The sequence below is a fragment of the uncultured Methanobrevibacter sp. genome (assembly GCF_900314615.1).
GTDB lineage: Archaea > Methanobacteriota > Methanobacteria > Methanobacteriales > Methanobacteriaceae > Methanocatella.
This window is the reverse complement of the sequence record NZ_OMWA01000003.1, coordinates 49,866-65,075: the sequence shown is the minus strand read 5'-3', so window position 1 is coordinate 65,075 and position 15,210 is coordinate 49,866. Positions and strand designations below refer to the sequence as shown.

Annotated in this window: 13 protein-coding genes; 3 read left to right on the top strand and 10 right to left on the bottom strand. The window is 34.0% G+C overall.

The features are described 5' to 3' along the window. Positions 1–13: 13 nt before the first annotated feature. From dcd to QZN33_RS01440, 7 genes are all read right to left on the bottom strand, one after another. Positions 14–598, bottom strand: a complete 585-nt coding sequence (gene dcd, locus QZN33_RS01470) for a dCTP deaminase (protein WP_296788826.1) — start codon at positions 596–598, stop codon at positions 14–16. 26 nt (positions 599–624) lie between these two features. Beyond that, complete coding sequence (locus QZN33_RS01465; RefSeq protein WP_296788825.1) at positions 625–1,455, bottom strand: 4Fe-4S binding protein; 831 nt, start codon at positions 1,453–1,455, stop codon at positions 625–627. Beyond that, the gene (locus QZN33_RS01460) at positions 1,452–2,360 is read right to left on the bottom strand and encodes a TrmJ/YjtD family RNA methyltransferase (protein WP_296788824.1); all 909 of its coding nucleotides are present in this window, start codon (positions 2,358–2,360) and stop codon (positions 1,452–1,454) included. The genes QZN33_RS01465 and QZN33_RS01460 overlap by 4 nt, the downstream gene beginning before the upstream one ends. Before the next feature lie 14 nt (positions 2,361–2,374). Further along, positions 2,375–3,853: a fumarate reductase (CoM/CoB) subunit TfrB gene (gene tfrB, locus QZN33_RS01455; protein ID WP_296788821.1), complete on the bottom strand. Its 1,479-nt coding sequence runs from the start codon at positions 3,851–3,853 to the stop codon at positions 2,375–2,377. Between the two features lie 185 nt (positions 3,854–4,038). Continuing rightward, complete coding sequence (locus QZN33_RS01450) at positions 4,039–5,634, bottom strand: AarF/ABC1/UbiB kinase family protein (RefSeq protein ID WP_296788819.1); 1,596 nt, start codon at positions 5,632–5,634, stop codon at positions 4,039–4,041. 157 nt (positions 5,635–5,791) lie between these two features. Beyond that, positions 5,792–7,288 (bottom strand): pectate lyase-like adhesive domain-containing protein, encoded by a 1,497-nt coding sequence (locus QZN33_RS01445; protein WP_296788818.1) that lies wholly within the window; start codon positions 7,286–7,288, stop codon positions 5,792–5,794. 54 nt (positions 7,289–7,342) lie between these two features. Then, entirely contained in the window at positions 7,343–9,181 is a 1,839-nt protein-coding gene (locus tag QZN33_RS01440; protein ID WP_296788816.1) for a YhgE/Pip domain-containing protein, read from the bottom strand. A 388-nt stretch (positions 9,182–9,569) separates the two neighbouring features. Here QZN33_RS01440 and iorA point away from each other — a divergent pair, with 388 nt between their 5' ends. The 3 genes from iorA to QZN33_RS01425 are packed head-to-tail and all read left to right on the top strand — an operon-like array spanning position 9,570 to position 12,384. Continuing rightward, positions 9,570–11,462, top strand: coding sequence for an indolepyruvate ferredoxin oxidoreductase subunit alpha (gene iorA / locus QZN33_RS01435; protein ID WP_296788814.1), 1,893 nt, complete (start codon positions 9,570–9,572; stop codon positions 11,460–11,462). Between the two features lie 4 nt (positions 11,463–11,466). Then, positions 11,467–12,051 carry an indolepyruvate oxidoreductase subunit beta gene (locus QZN33_RS01430; RefSeq protein WP_296788812.1) on the top strand — a complete coding sequence of 195 codons (585 nt, stop codon included), beginning with the start codon at positions 11,467–11,469 and terminating at the stop codon, positions 12,049–12,051. A gap of 54 nt (positions 12,052–12,105) precedes the next feature. After that, complete coding sequence (locus tag QZN33_RS01425; protein ID WP_296788810.1) at positions 12,106–12,384, top strand: hypothetical protein; 279 nt, start codon at positions 12,106–12,108, stop codon at positions 12,382–12,384. 198 nt (positions 12,385–12,582) lie between these two features. Here QZN33_RS01425 and QZN33_RS01420 read toward each other — a convergent pair whose 3' ends face one another. The 3 genes from QZN33_RS01420 to QZN33_RS01410 are packed head-to-tail and all read right to left on the bottom strand — an operon-like array spanning position 12,583 to position 15,063. Beyond that, positions 12,583–13,287 (bottom strand): DUF4013 domain-containing protein, encoded by a 705-nt coding sequence (locus QZN33_RS01420; RefSeq protein WP_296788808.1) that lies wholly within the window; start codon positions 13,285–13,287, stop codon positions 12,583–12,585. 35 nt (positions 13,288–13,322) lie between these two features. Further along, on the bottom strand, positions 13,323–13,754 hold the full coding sequence (locus QZN33_RS01415; RefSeq protein WP_296788806.1) for an amino acid-binding protein: 432 nt from the start codon (positions 13,752–13,754) through the stop codon (positions 13,323–13,325). Between the two features lie 10 nt (positions 13,755–13,764). Next, entirely contained in the window at positions 13,765–15,063 is a 1,299-nt protein-coding gene (locus tag QZN33_RS01410; RefSeq protein WP_296788805.1) for a phenylacetate--CoA ligase family protein, read from the bottom strand. Positions 15,064–15,210 lie beyond the last annotated feature (147 nt).

Below are 15,210 nucleotides of genomic sequence, written 5' to 3'. Positions count from 1 at the left end.
ATATTATCTCCAGTTATTTTTCTAATTCGTAATCTAATTTAACTCTACTGCTTTCAGGGCGAGTTTGACCCATATACTTACTTTTTCTATCCGGGTGTCCATATGGTATTTCGGATGGGGATGTCATTGTTTCAAAAACAATCTGACAGACTCTCTGGCCGGGATAGAGTGCTACAGGCATTGCGCCGATGTTGGATATTTCTAATGTTATTCTGCCTTCAAAACCAGGGTCGATAAATCCTGCAGTAACGTGCATTGTTACTCCTAATCTCCCCATACTTGAACGGCCTTCAACTCTTGCAACCAGGTCATCAGGAATTTTAACGTATTCCAATGTAGTTGCCAGGGCGAATTCATTAGGGTGAATTATAAAAGCTTCACCTTTATCAACGGTTGTTGATTCCATATAAGATGAAATGTCTTCTTCATCTTTAGGATCAATATAAGGTTTTCTTATAACTTTAAATACTTTAAATTCATCTCCTAATCTCATATCGACTGAAGATGGCTGTATTTGTTTTTCATCTAGAATAGGTTCAATTTCAAGTTTACCTTCTTCTAAATATTTCTTTATATCTTTATCGCTTAAAATCGCCATTTTTTCACACAAGTAAGTTTATAAAATTAAAAATCTCTTATCTCTAAAAGAGTGTCAATTCTGTTGACAACATTATCAATAGTCTTGTCAGTGTAATCAATTGTAATTGCATTGAATTTACATGTATTTACGCATAATCCGCAACCTTTGCAATTGTCAAAATCAATAGATATCTTATTGTCTTTTAAACTGATTGCCTTAAACATGCAGACTTCATCAAGACATTTCTTACACATTTTACACTTGTCCTCATGAAGCTTGACTGTAACACCGTCCAGTTTTTCCAGTTTGTCGCTGATTGAGTCATCAAGGTTTGGATAAACTTTCCAAAGACAGCAGCACGGACAGCAGTGGCAAATTGTTAGAAGTCCTTTTCTAGGCCTTATATTCATCCAGACTGAATCTATTTTATTTCTTCCTATAATATGGCTTAGGCCTGCTGCATCGGCAAGGTCAACATGGGCAAGTGCTTCTTCAACAGTTGCTTTTTTACCGATGTGTTCTGGAATTTTTCTGGTTGTAGGGCCGAGGAAAATGCATCCGATGTCATGAGGGTAATCCTGACAGTTGTTTGATGATCTGCAAAGACAGCTGTTCATAATAACAATATCGTCACATCTTTTGATGACTTCTTTGATAATCTGAGTAGGCAAGAACTCTGAGCCTTCTGATTCTATCTTTTTATTAATATTAATCGTATTTGGCACAATAACGATTTCATCCTCTTCGAAAAGCATTTTATCAATTACTTTTCTATATATTTTTGATTTTTTAGTTATTTCCGCTATCCAAAATCTCCAATTGAAGATATATTTTAGGGTAAATATACTTATGTCTGCAAATCTAGGTCGCCTCATTGTTCACCAATTTTATTATTCAATCTTCTTAAAATTCCTTTTAATGTATGGGCTTCTCTGCCGGTAATAAATGCTCTTGAAATAATATTTCTAAAGGTTTTTTTACCGTTTCTTTTCTTATGCTCAGGAATGTCCAATGTATCGATCAGTGAATTCATATCTTTTAGAAGATAATCTTTTTCCATTTCATTGCTTTCAGTAAGGTCTACCACTCCGAAATCATGTCTGTTTTTAAACAGTTCATAAAATATTATTGCAGCGGCATGTGAAATGTTCATGATAGGATATGTAGGGTCTGTTGGTATGGACACGCAAATATCGCAGTCTTCGATTTCCTTATTTGTAAGTCCGTCACCTTCTCTTCCAAATAATATTGCTATCTTATTTGATACATTCAATGATTTTCCAAGCTGTTCTGGCCTTAAGGGGATTCTTGAAAGGTTATAACTTCCTCCGGCCATTCCTGTTGATCCCACTTTAAAATCAATTCTTTGTGACTGATAAAATTCATCAAGTGATTTATAGATTTTTGCATTTTCTACAATGTATTTCCCATGTGTAGCCTGATAGAATGCTTCATTTGTTAATGTTGGCGGGTTAATCAGGACTAAATTTTTCAATCCGAAGTTTGCCATGGTTCTTGCAAGAAAACCAATGTTTCCGGGGGTTTCACACTCAACAAAAACAATGTATATATTTTCTTTAAAAAGACTTATTTCCTCGTCTTCTTTTTCACGTACAAGTTTGACTCTACCAGTTCCTCTGGACTGAGTTTTTGATTTTGCTTTTTTTGTGGAAGTTGATTTTTTTTCACTTTTTTCTTTGGATTTTTCTTCAGGTGAATTCATTGCAGCTGTTTCAACTACTTTTTCTTCACTGACAGCGGTATCTCCTATTTTAATCAACTCCTAATATAAATTCATTCATCGTAAGCTTTATTTAATAATTCAAGAAGATGCATAGCTTTTATATCCTCTTCTCCAATTGCATTCAAACCATCCTGTAGATTCAATTCACAGAACGGGCAGATTGTAACAACGGCATCAGCGCCGGTTTCTTTAATCATTTCTGCTTTGGATTTTGATAAATCAAGTGCAATGTCAGGTTTTCCGGATTTAATTCCTCCCCCTGCACCGCAGCATTGGCACGGATATTTCATTTCTTTAAATTCAACACCCGGAATTTTTTCAATAATATCACGAGGTTCATCTTTAATTCCCTGACCTCTTCCCAGATGACAAGGATCATGGTATGTAACGGTCATATTAACTTCTTTTAGTTTGGATTCGTCCAGTTTGTCAACTAAAAATTCGCTGATGTCCATTACATTTAATTTTGAACCGAACTGAGGATGATTATTCTTCAATGTTGCTCCACAGCCGGAACATATGGTAATTACAGTATCATAATCTTTAAAGACCTCTTTATTTTTATCAACAAGGTCTTGAACAATATCAGTTTGGCCAGTTCTTAAAAGCGGTGAACCGCAGCACACCTGACCTTCAGGAACATCAATGTCAATTCCATTCTCTTTTAATATTTTTACTAACTTATGGCCGGTTTCAGGAAACTTGTGGTCTACCATACAACCTGTAAAGAAAGCCACTTTTGAACCGGTATAGTTTTCAGCTTCTTCAATAAATGGAGTTTCATTGGTTTTTATAGACCTTCCGGTTTTTAAGATGTTTTCCTTAAATGCAACATGTTCAGGCAGAGGTCCTGAACCGTTGGCAACAGCAATAGCTCTCATTTTTTCTATTGCATCTCCAAAGGTGTTGATGTTTTTAGGACATACTGAAAGACATTTTCCGCAGCTGGTACATTTATATAAACCTTCATCCAATGCTTCTTTAAGTCTATCAAAGTTATCTCTAGGGTCACTTTCAAATTTACGAACATATCTCATCAGGTATGGTCCGCCAAATTCTTCTGTTGCGATATTTACAACAGGGCATGTTGAATAACATGAGTAACATTCAATACAGCTTCTGACCTTTTTGGTTTCTTGAGAATCTGCCTTTGTGATGCTTGTATCAAGTTCATCACATTTATGGTCACATTGAAGGGATAATTCCAAATCTTTGACTTTGGCCTCAATACTTGATTTGTCAACAATCAGGTCTTTAATGACCGGGAATCTAAGCGGTTCGATAATTGCCCCGTCCTTTATTTCTTTCTGACAGGCTAGAGCTCCATTTCCTTTAAATAAAATTCCACAAGACCCGCATTGGCCTGCTCTACAAGAGCTTCTAAAACTGATGTCTGCATCATACTTGTCGTTTATAGCCTGCAATGCGTCAAGAACTTTCATATGAGGGGTTTGTTCTATTTCATAACACTCCATATGTGGTTCCATATCAGTTTCAGGGTTAAATCTTGAAACATATACATTAATCATCATTTCCCTCCAAAAAATATCAAAAGCTTATAAAACATTATAATATAATATTTGTATCTTAACAAATATATTATACTTACTATTATGTTTAAAAAAATACTATTTTTCAAAAATTTTAATAAAAAAGTGCAAAATTAATAAAAAAATAAATTTTAAGGAAATTATAATTCCTCACAGGTTTAAATCTATTTCAAAACAAATTTTCTAATGTATATAATACTTAGTATTAATGTCATTATATAGCCGATTAATGAGATTACAGGCATATCAAATACTCTTGGTCCGAAAGAAACAACTGAAGAACTGATTATAAGTGCTGAGATTAATGCAATTAATGAAACCTTGTCGGTAATGTCTACTTCAAATCGGAATTGCAGCTCTTCATTTTCAATCTTGTGGATTGTTTTTGTAAGAAGCTTTGGCAATGCCTGAATCATGTGTCCATAAAGGATTGCACTGCTTTTTTTGTTTTTTATATATCTTTTTGGACTGAGTCTCTGTTTTGCAATTTGGGTTGCAACAGGTTTCAGTGATGCAAATACATCAATTTCAGGGTCAAGGTTGTTTGCAGTCGCTTCAATCATTGACAGGCCTCTTGCCATTGTAACAACTTCATTCGGGAGAATAACTCCATACTCTTGCATAAGGTTAAGCAGTGCTTCTAAGACTCCATCGAAACGATTTAACTGTACGCCGAAGTATCTTCCAAACAGGTCATTCAAATCTCTTCTTAAAGTAGCTGTATCAATGTCATAATCAAGGATGTCCATGTACATCAGTTGATTTATAAGTCCGTCCACGTCCTGGTCAACAAACAGAAGCATTAATTCGGAAAGGTCACGTTTGAATTTTTCATCAAAGAATCCCATCATGCCCAAATCAAGATAACACAATACATTATCTTCTAAAATCATGATGTTGCCCGGATGAGGGTCTCCATGGAAAAATCCGTCAATGAACAGTTGCTGGAGATATGAATCAAGGACAGTTTTTGCTAAAAGTTTCTTGTCAAATTCATCACTGGTACTTTCATAGACATCATTCAACTTTGTACCATCAATAAACTCCATTGTTAAAACTTTTGAGGAGCAGTACTTGTCATATGTAGCAGGAATATGTACATTAGGGTCGTCAATAAAATTCATTTCAATGCGTTGCATATTCATGAATTCATTATTGTAATCAATTTCTTTGTGAATGGAACGGTCAAACTCATCCATTATTCCTGGTAAGTTTATTTTTCTAATATTTTCATTCAATCTGTCTGCACGTTTGGCAATAAATTTCAATATCTTTAAGTCAAGATCAATCTTATCTGTAATTCCCTCTTTTTGGATTTTAACTGCAACTCGCTCACCTGTTATCAATTTGGCTTCATGGACCTGGCCGATTGATGCAGTTGCCAGGTGTTCATGAGAAAAGTCCTCGAACAGTTCATCAATATTGCCGTTAAGTTCTCTTTCAACAATTTCTTTGACTTGTTCGTATGTTATTGCAGGATTGTCATCCTGTAAGTTGGTTAATTCATTTGCTATTCTTTCACCGACAACATCAGGTCTTGTACTTAACAGTTGGCCTAATTTAATGAATGTGGTTCCTAATTCCTGAAGCATCAGTCTTAGTTTAACTGGAGTTTCATCATTTAATAAAAGGTTATCTGCTTCATCATCATCTTTTGGACGAATTTTATTTTTTGCTGTTTGACCTAAAATTTTGTCGAAGCCATATTTTTTGAGGGCTGCTCTAATTTCACCCAAACGTTGTTTGGTTTCCTTATCCATAGTTAATCACCAGACTCTCTAAAAAATGTATATTTAGTATTGATATAATATTATTTTTCTTTTTAGATTTAATTAATATTATCTTTTTTTAAAATTTGGTAATTGATTAAAAATAGAATGTTTGTTAAAAAAATAGGAATAGTAAATGCTTTCGCATCTACTTTTTAACTTTTGCAGTTTTTTTAGCAATAAAACTACTATATTTTGCTTGATATTTGATGGTTTTTCCTACTTTAAGCTTTTTCAGGATGCTTTGTTTAATGGTAACTTTTGCAATACCTTTGGAGTTGGTTTTTGCTTTATAGGTTTTTCCATTAAATTTGAAAGTAACCTGTTTGCCTTTAAGTGGTGATGAACCTTTTTTGAGTGTTGCCTGTAAGGTTAGTTTTTTAGCTGATTTTTTAACTGTCGCTGTTTTTAAGGTGATTTTTGTATTTTTATAAACACAATTTTTAACTGTTCCACCATAGATATCTTTACCTTTAGGTGCTTTATTGTCGCTAAAAGTACATTTCACAGCTTTAGCGCAATGAACTTTATCTGAATCGGAAGTTCTGAATCCGTAGATTGCTCCTCCTCTTTCACCTGCAACATTGTTTGCAAAAGTGGAACCTTCAATTGAATTTGTGTAATATTTAATGCTGGAAACCCAGGTTCCGTTTTCATAATGTCCTGATTGCTCATGGCATTTGAAATAGACTGCTCCGCCATACATTGTGACCTGATTTTTATTAAATTTTGAATTTTTAATAAAGAGATCTTTACATCCAAACACTGCTCCACCTTTTTCGCCGGCCTTATTTGAATTGAATGTAGATGAACTGATGTCTATATGGGAGAATGCATAAACTGCTCCTCCACCACGGCCGTTAGCTATATTGTTGGTAAATACACAGTTGGTTATGGTATCTTTTCCATGTTCAAGAGCTGCTTGCAATGCAATACTTAAAAGAAGGTTAACATCTTCAGTTGCATTTTTACCTGCAAAATAATTTGCATAGAACTGTGGGCCTTTTTTAAGGGTTAGTGAGAAAACCGCTCCAGCATCTCCTCCCGCAGAATTCTTATTGAATTTTGAATTTTTTAAAGTTAATGCTCCTAAGGAATTTACAGCTCCTCCGGCGGTACCTGCATTATTGTTTGTGAAATAACAGTTATCTATTGTTAAATCTGCAAAGTTTAATATTGCACCACCATAAATTTTGGCGTTACCGTTTTTAAATGTGATATTTTTCAATGTAACTTTGTAAAATGATAATCCGCTTCCATAGTTGATAGTAAAAATTCTTGATTTGCCCATTGCGTCAATGACATGGCCATTACCGTTGATTGTTATGTCTTTATTGATGAAAACTCCAGTAGTAAGTTTAAAATCATCGTTATATTTGTAATCTCTTGTTAAATTTATTTCACTTCCTTCTTTAGCAGCATTGATTTTCAATTGCAGTGCAGTGAATGTTCCGTTATCTGCATCGGCTGCTAAATCTTTGGTATCTCCTAAAAGTTGATTTTCATCGTTACTGATTGCTTCTAAATTGTTCATGTCACTTTCATCATTAGCTATTGCAGTTTCATTAATGTCACTAGCAAAAACGCCTGAAACACTAAATAATATGCAGGTAACTAATAAAATAAACAATAACTTTTTTTTCATTTTATTCAACTCTGTGTTTTCTTTAAAAAATAATTAGAAGTTAATAGATAACTTCTAAAATAATCCGCTTTCCTCCAATTTTTCCTCAAAGTATTTGGAGTTTTTATCCGCTTTTTCCTTAATTGCAATTGCAACAATAACTGTCAGTATTCCGATAGCTAAAAGAATAGCTAATGCCGGCCAGTAATTTGACCAGACAACACCTAACTGTGCTTCCCGTATCAGTTTAATTGCATAAGTCATTGGCATATATGGGTATAATGTTTGGAAAAATTTATGCATGATCTCTATTGGATATATTCCTCCTGTTGCAGAAATTTGAAGAACTAAAAGAACTACTATAGCACCTTTTCCAACAGTTCCAATAGCCGAAATCACCGAATATATCAGAATCATGAACACTGCCGATACTAGTATTGATGAAAATATAAACAATGGATAATTGTCTATATAAACTCCTAGCAGATGTGCTCCAATAATTGTCACACAAGCCTGCAAAATGCTCATAACTATATAAATTAACAGTTTACCTGAATACATTTCAAATGGGGAATATTTGGTTCCTATGCTTGATTTAGGTTCCATCATCACACATGTAATTAAAGCACCGACCCACATGGATAATACAATATAAAATGGTGCTACATTGGATCCGTAGTCAGGTACTGAAAATACTTCATTTCTGTCTAGTTTAACTGGTGAGAAGAAGTAATCTCCAAGAAGTGTTTCGTTGATACCTGTAATTGCAGAAAGCTGGTTTGCAGTTGCTCCAAGTGAACCTGCAGCGGTAAATAATGCTTGTGCAGCTGAGTTTCCAAGTAATTCCGCACCTGCTGCAAGACTTAATGAACCTTCAGCTAATTGCACTGAACCGTCTGCCAGAGCACTGGCTCCTCCAGCAACTTTGCTTGACCCATCAGCTAATTGTGATGAACCGTCTGCTACATCACTGGCACCTTGTGCAACTTGACTTGACCCATCAGCTACTTTACCGCTTCCCTTTGCAAGTTCAGAACTGCTGTCAATATATTCTTTTACAGGTCCGTCTGGAATTAATGATGGATCTACCGCTGAGTCTAATTCTTCAGAACCTTTTTGAACTTGGCTTGCACCTTGCTGAACTGCACTGGAACCTTGTTTTACTTGGCTTGCACCTTGCTGAACTGCACTTTTTCCCTGTTGTACTTGGCTTGCACCGTCTTTAACTTGACTGGCTCCATCCTGAACCTGGCTAACTCCTGATGAAACCTGACTTGCACCTGATGAAACCTGCGCAGCACCAGCTTGAAGTTGGCCTCCACCACTGGCCAATTGGCCTGCACCCGCTGCAAGACCTTCCTGTAATTCTCCAAGTTTTCCATATGCTGCAAGGTTAATAATTTGGATAATTTTTGCGTTAAGTGTTGTATAAACAGTATTTGCACCGGTATCTGTCAATTTGGTAGCTACAGGGTTGGATTTAACATTTACGACATATTCCAATTCTGCCTGTTTCGGGTCATCTCCTGCAATCGAAACAACGTTTTCCGTCAAATTTTTGGGTATTACTATGCCTGCATAATACCGCCCGCTATGCACTCCATCTCGCAGTTCGTCTTCTGTGACAAATGTCCATTTGAATTTGTCATTCTTCTTCAAATCTTTAACAAGTTCATTTCCAACATTTATGTTCGCACCCTCAAAAGATGAACCATTGTCCAAATTGGCAATTGCAAATTCCACGTTTCCCGTATTTCCATAAGGGTCCCAACATGCCTGTATGTTTAAAAGAGCATAAAGGGATGGGAGAATAATTATTCCAATTAAAACAAGGGTTACAATAGGGTTTGAAAATACTGATTTGAAATCATTTTTCATTATCTCGATAATATTGCCTATATCTTTACTACCCATATATTCTCACTTTATATATTGGTTAAAAAAATTAAAAATAAAGTTTCTAAAGTTTTAACATGTTTTATAATTCAGATATAAATCTAAACTGTTAAGATTTACTTAATTGCTGATGAACTTTACCTATAATTTTTATACATTTTTATTTAAGAAAAAGATTTTATAAAAGAGTTTCTATTATATGTCTAAAATTCATGTCTTTCATTCTAAAAAATAAAAATAATGGGAAATTGATTATTTTTTTTAAAGAGGTTTCCGGAAGAGTTAACTGATTTTGTTGAATTTAAAATTAGATTTTATCATGTAATTTTTTTCATTTTTAATATAATATTTATACTTTGAAGTGAAATATTATATATGTATAAATGATTACTTTGAGGAAAATATAATGAATTTAAAAGAATTAGTCACAGGAGAATCTGGTGATAAACAATTTTTACTAGGTAATGAAGCTGCTGTAAGAGGTGTTATAGAAGCAGGCGTTTCTATTGCAGCTACATATCCAGGTACTCCTTCTTCAGAAATTGGAAATGTATTATCAGTATTGGCAAAAGATGCTAATATTTATTTTGAATTTTCTACTAATGAAAAGGTAGCGATGGAGGTTGCAGCAACTGCCGCCGCTTCAGGTCTCAGGTCATTCACATTCATGAAGCATGTGGGTATGAATGTTGCGGCAGATTCATTCATGACAACTGCATATTCAGGCGTAAATGGTGGAATGGTTATTTTATCCGCTGATGATCCTTCATTGTTTTCATCTCAAAACGAGCAGGACACCCGTAACTATGCAAGATTAGCCAATGTGCCTATTTTGGAACCGTCAAACTGTCAGGAAGTAAAAGATATGGTAAAATACGCATTTGATTTATCTGAACAAATCAATTTGCCTGTAATTGTTAGAACAACAACCCGTGTATCTCACATGAGGGGAGTTGTTGAATTTGGGGATGTTAAAGATAACTCCTCAAACAATGAAAACCATTGGAAAAGAGGTCACTTCAATAAAGACCCTTCAAAATATGTTCCTGTTCCTGCTTTTGCAGGAGATATGCATGTAAGACTATGGGATAAGATTCACAAACTTGAAGAAGAAACCAATAAAAGTGAATTTAACAAAGAAATTGATTTTGCTGATGATAAAAAATATGGTTTAATCGCTTCAAGCAGTGCATATAACTATGCTCATGATGTTGTCAAATTCAACAATCTGGATGTTGACATTTTAAAATTAGGATTTTCATATCCGTTCCCGCAGGAAAAGGTCGCTGAATTTTTAGAAGGCATTGACGAAGTATTCATTGTTGAAGAAGTTGACCCGATTATGGAAAGGGAAACTTTAGCTACCATAGGTGCTAAAAACTTAAATGTTTCTGTTCACGGTAAGTTAGATGGAACATTCCCGCTTTATCATGAATTCAATTCTGATGTTGTTGCAAACGGTTTAAATAAAATATTGAATTTCTCTGATAATATTGATCTCAAATTTTCATCAAGTTTGGAAAAATTACAGGAGGATATTCCAAACAGAGCTCCGGTTTTATGTGCAGGATGTCCTCACAGAGCGATGTATTATGGAATAAACAAAGCTATTGAAGAATTAGGTTTACAAACTTCAGATGTGGTATTCGCTTCAGATATAGGATGTTATACATTAGGTATCAACCCGCCTTATAACGCTGCAGATTATCTTCTGTCAATGGGTTCAAGCGTAGGGGACGGTTGCGGATTTTCAGTATCAACTGACCAAAAAGTTGCAAGCTTTATCGGTGATTCAACATTTTTCCACAGCGGTGTTTCACCATTGATTAATGCAGTTCACAACAAACATAACTTTGTCCTGACTGTTTTGGACAACAGAATTACAGCAATGACTGGCGGTCAGCCAAATCCGGGTATTCCTGTTGATGGAATGGGGGATGATGCTCCTGAAGTTTCCATTCGTAAATTAGCTCTTGCTTGCGGATGTGATTATGTACGTGTAATCAACCCATTTAATCTGGAACAGGTTGTTAAAACTTATGTTGAAGCATTCCAAAGAGATGATACAGCAGTTATTATTTCTAAAGCTCCATGTACATTAATTAAAGGTTTAACCAAAAAACCACCAGTTAATTTAATTGAAAAGAATTGTAATAATTGTGACAAATGTGTCAGTGAACTGGCATGTCCTGCTATTTCAAAAATCAATGGAAAAATTGTTATTGATAAAGCACAATGTGACGGATGCAATGTATGTATTCAGGTCTGTAAATATGGTGCACTAGAGGCAGGTAGGTGAGAAAATGGATAATCATTATAGTATTTATATTTGTGGCGTAGGGGGCCAAGGAATTATTAAAACCTCTACAATAATCGGTGAAGCTGCTATGAATCAGGGTTTGGATGTAGTAATGAGTGAAATTCACGGAATGTCTCAAAGAGGAGGTTCTGTTTCTACAGAATTAAAAATAGGTGGATTTAACTCTTCAATTATCCCAAATCAGGGTGCAAATATGTTGCTTGCTTTTGAGCCAATTGAAACAATTAGGGGACTTGATAAAGTTAACGAAGATACTAAAATTGTTTACAATACCCATCCGATCATTCCGTCTTCAACAGATAAACCTTATCCGAGTGTTGACAGTATAACCAAAACATTAAAGGAAAACTTTAAACATGTTCTTCCTATTGACGGAACTCAGCTGGCTATTGATGCAGGCAGTGTCCTGTCATTGAATATGGTACTTTTAGGTGCAGTAACTGCTGATGATAAGTTTCCTCTTACAAAAGATTCAGTTATTGATGCAATGAAAAATAATTTAAAACCTAAATTCCATGAAATGAATTTAAAAGCTATTGAAAGCGGTTATAAATCTATCAAAGGTTAAATTTTATATAGTATTTTAAATAAACTTTTAATTAGATAACAACGTTGTGGTATTATGGCTTACAAAATTGACAATGCAATTGTAAAAAAAGATATGGCAGGTAACTTAACATTAATTGACCCGGATAATGTTTTTGATGAGGAAGATGCATTCATTGCTGTTAAAAGTGATGATTTAATTACTATTCAACTTTTAATTAATGGGATTTTAAAAAATGATTTTAAAAGCTGGAGAGAATTAGGTGTTGTTCCTGAAACTGATCCGCTCAAAAGTCTTTTTGTACGTTTAGGTTACTCAAAAGAAGATATAGCTAACATGTTGAAAGAATTATAGCTATTTTCTTTACTTTTTTTATATTTCAGCGCTTTTTTTTAGTTGATACTCTCATTTTTTTTCATAATCATGCATGTATTGAGCAAATCATTTTAAATTTACTTAAATCCGATGAAAAACCGGGAGATCTCTTAAAAAATTGTGTTCCTTTAGAAAAGGTACTTAAAATTAAAGAAAAATATTTTAAGTCTTTTCTTTTCAATTTTTTGGAATAATTTCTTTAAATGTTAATCCGATTAATCGTTTTGTTGAAATTAATGTAAGTGGGGCTAAAAAGAAAGTTAAAATTGCTAGTATTACGTCAATAATTGTTAATCCTGGATGAATATCCACAATACATGAAATTACAAAGGACTGTGAAATAAGTATGCTGATTATTACGTAGATTAATTTTTTTAGTTTATACTGTTTAAATAACATCAGCATTTCCTTCAAGTTGAAAGCTTTTTTAAACTCGTTGTTGTGTATAAATTTATTAATCATACCTAAACTCAATAAAACGTTAACAACAATAATTAAAAAGTCGCAAACAGCAGCTTCTATGCTGTAAAATGGAAAATATGTTTCTATTCTGAATAATAATATAGAAATCAATCCATAGGCTAAATAAATTAAAGTTCTCTTAAATCCTTCTTTAATTAATTCCCATATGTTAGTTAACTTGGGAGGAGTATCATGTCCCAAATAACTTGTTCTAATGATTTCTGCACCGTATCCAACTTCAATAAAAATCAATATGTCTAAAAGGATTGCTGCTATGGGAGATATGATGTCAGAACGGTTTTCTGAAATATATCCCAAAGCTGAAATAACAAGCATTAATGTCGCAATCAGAAGAACAGTCTTATAATTGCTGAAAGTATATCTTATAATGTCTTTTAAGGTGATTTTTACAGATGTCATTTTAAAAAAAGTAGTAGAAAAGAGGTTAATCTTTTCTAAAGGTCTTTAATATCGCTTTCATCTAAAATTTTAATATCGCTATTATTTAAAGCTTCGATAGCTTTTTCCATGTTTTCTAATCTCATAACTACTATAGCTTCATCTGTTTTGCTGCTTACAAATGCATATAAGTATTCCAGATTAATGTTTTTATCATCGAAAATAGCTAAAGTGGAGTTTAATCCATTAGGTTCATCAGGAACAGCTAAGATAATTACTTCGTTTTCTTTAACAATGAAACCATCAGCTTCAAGAGCTTCAATCGCTTTTTCATTGTCTGAAACGATTAATCTTAAAATTCCATATTTTGTGGTATCTGCTATTGAAAGTGCACGAATGTTAATATTCTGTTTTGCTAATGTATCAATAGCTTTTTTAATTCTTCCCTCTTTGTTTTCTACAAAAATTGAAATTTGTTTTACTGCCATTTTATCACCTTTATAAATTCCTTTCATCGATTACACGGACAGCTTTACCTTCACTTCTTGGAAGTGATTCCGGTTCGACAATACTTACATCTACTCTTATACCTGTTTCAGATCTGATTGATGCCTGAATTTCTTTTTCTACTCTTTCCATCTCTTTCATTTCATCTGAGAACAGTTCTTTTGTAGCTTCAACTTTAACTTCAACTTCATCTAAGATATCAGGTCTTGTTACGTGAATCATATAGTTAGGACTGATTCCGCTAACTTTAAGCAAAGCCTTTTCGATTTGTGATGGGAATACCATAACACCTTTGATTTTTAACATGTCGTCACTTCTACCTGTGATTCTTGTCATTCTAACTGTTGTTCTTCCGCATTCACATTTTTCTGCAATTAGTGAAGTCAGGTCTTTAGTTCTAAATCTTAAAATAGGCATTCCTGTTTTGGTTAATGATGTTAAAACCAGTTCTCCTTTTTCACCAGGATTTAATGTTTCTCCGGTTTCAGGGTTGATGATTTCGGGATAGAATAAATCATCCTGAATGTGCATTCCGTTCTGGTATTCACATTCCTGAGCAACACCAGGTCCCATAACTTCTGTTAAACCGTAGATATTATGGGTTTTTATTCCAAGAGATGCTTCGATTCTTTTTCTCATTTCATCGGTCCACATTTCTGCTCCGTGAATTCCCGCTTTCAGATTAATGTCTTCTAGTGGAATTCCTGCTTTTTCTCTTGATTCACCAAGATACATTGCATAGGAAGGAGTACATGTTAGGATATCACTTTGGAAGTCGACCATGGTATCGAGTTGCCTTTTTGTATTTCCTGCTGAAATAGGTATTGTAATTGCACCCATTTTATTTCCACCGTGGTGAATTCCAAAACCTCCTGTAAATAATCCGTATCCGTAAGCATTTTGGATAATGTAGTCTTTTTCAGCACCTGCCATTTTAAGACCTCTTGCAATACATTCTCCCCAGATGTCCAAGTCATTTCTGGTGTATGCTGTTACTGTAGGTTTTCCGGTGGTTCCTGAAGATGCGTGTACTTCTACAATTTCTTCACGTGGGACTGCAAGCAATCCTAAAGGATAAGCTTCTCTTAAATCACTTTTGGTAGTGTATGGGATTTTTTCAATGTCTTCTAGTGTTTTAATGTCTTCTGGTTTCAGTCCAATAGCGTCAAATCTTTTTTTGTAAAACTCAACATTGTCATATGCGAGTTTCACAGTCTTTTGAAGTCTTTCTAGTTGTATTTTTTCTTTTTCTTCTTTTTCCATACATTCTGCTTTTTCATTCCAAAACATTTTATCCCTATTTTAAAATTTTATCACTGTTTAATTATAGTGTTCATTTCATTTAAAACTTTGTTGTACTGTTTAATTTTAGTATTTTTACATGCTGAAATAAAAATTGATTTAAGTTTGTAATATTTTATTTTAACATCAATAATT

What these genes read in the sequence shown, in the direction of transcription:
- tfrB (WP_296788821.1), bottom strand. Translation starts at nt 3,853, where the DNA reads ATGATTAATGTATATGTTTCAAGATTTAACCCTGAAACTGATATGGAA.
- QZN33_RS01445 (WP_296788818.1), bottom strand. Translation starts at nt 7,288, where the DNA reads ATGAAAAAAAAGTTATTGTTTATTTTATTAGTTACCTGCATATTATTT.
- QZN33_RS01410 (WP_296788805.1), bottom strand. Translation starts at nt 15,063, where the DNA reads ATGTTTTGGAATGAAAAAGCAGAATGTATGGAAAAAGAAGAAAAAGAA.
- QZN33_RS01420 (WP_296788808.1), bottom strand. Translation starts at nt 13,287, where the DNA reads ATGACATCTGTAAAAATCACCTTAAAAGACATTATAAGATATACTTTC.
- QZN33_RS01425 (WP_296788810.1), top strand. Translation starts at nt 12,106, where the DNA reads ATGGCTTACAAAATTGACAATGCAATTGTAAAAAAAGATATGGCAGGT.
- QZN33_RS01465 (WP_296788825.1), bottom strand. Translation starts at nt 1,455, where the DNA reads ATGAGGCGACCTAGATTTGCAGACATAAGTATATTTACCCTAAAATAT.
- QZN33_RS01450 (WP_296788819.1), bottom strand. Translation starts at nt 5,634, where the DNA reads ATGGATAAGGAAACCAAACAACGTTTGGGTGAAATTAGAGCAGCCCTC.
- dcd (WP_296788826.1), bottom strand. Translation starts at nt 598, where the DNA reads ATGGCGATTTTAAGCGATAAAGATATAAAGAAATATTTAGAAGAAGGT.
- iorA (WP_296788814.1), top strand. Translation starts at nt 9,570, where the DNA reads ATGAATTTAAAAGAATTAGTCACAGGAGAATCTGGTGATAAACAATTT.
- QZN33_RS01440 (WP_296788816.1), bottom strand. Translation starts at nt 9,181, where the DNA reads ATGGGTAGTAAAGATATAGGCAATATTATCGAGATAATGAAAAATGAT.
- QZN33_RS01430 (WP_296788812.1), top strand. Translation starts at nt 11,467, where the DNA reads ATGGATAATCATTATAGTATTTATATTTGTGGCGTAGGGGGCCAAGGA.
- QZN33_RS01415 (WP_296788806.1), bottom strand. Translation starts at nt 13,754, where the DNA reads ATGGCAGTAAAACAAATTTCAATTTTTGTAGAAAACAAAGAGGGAAGA.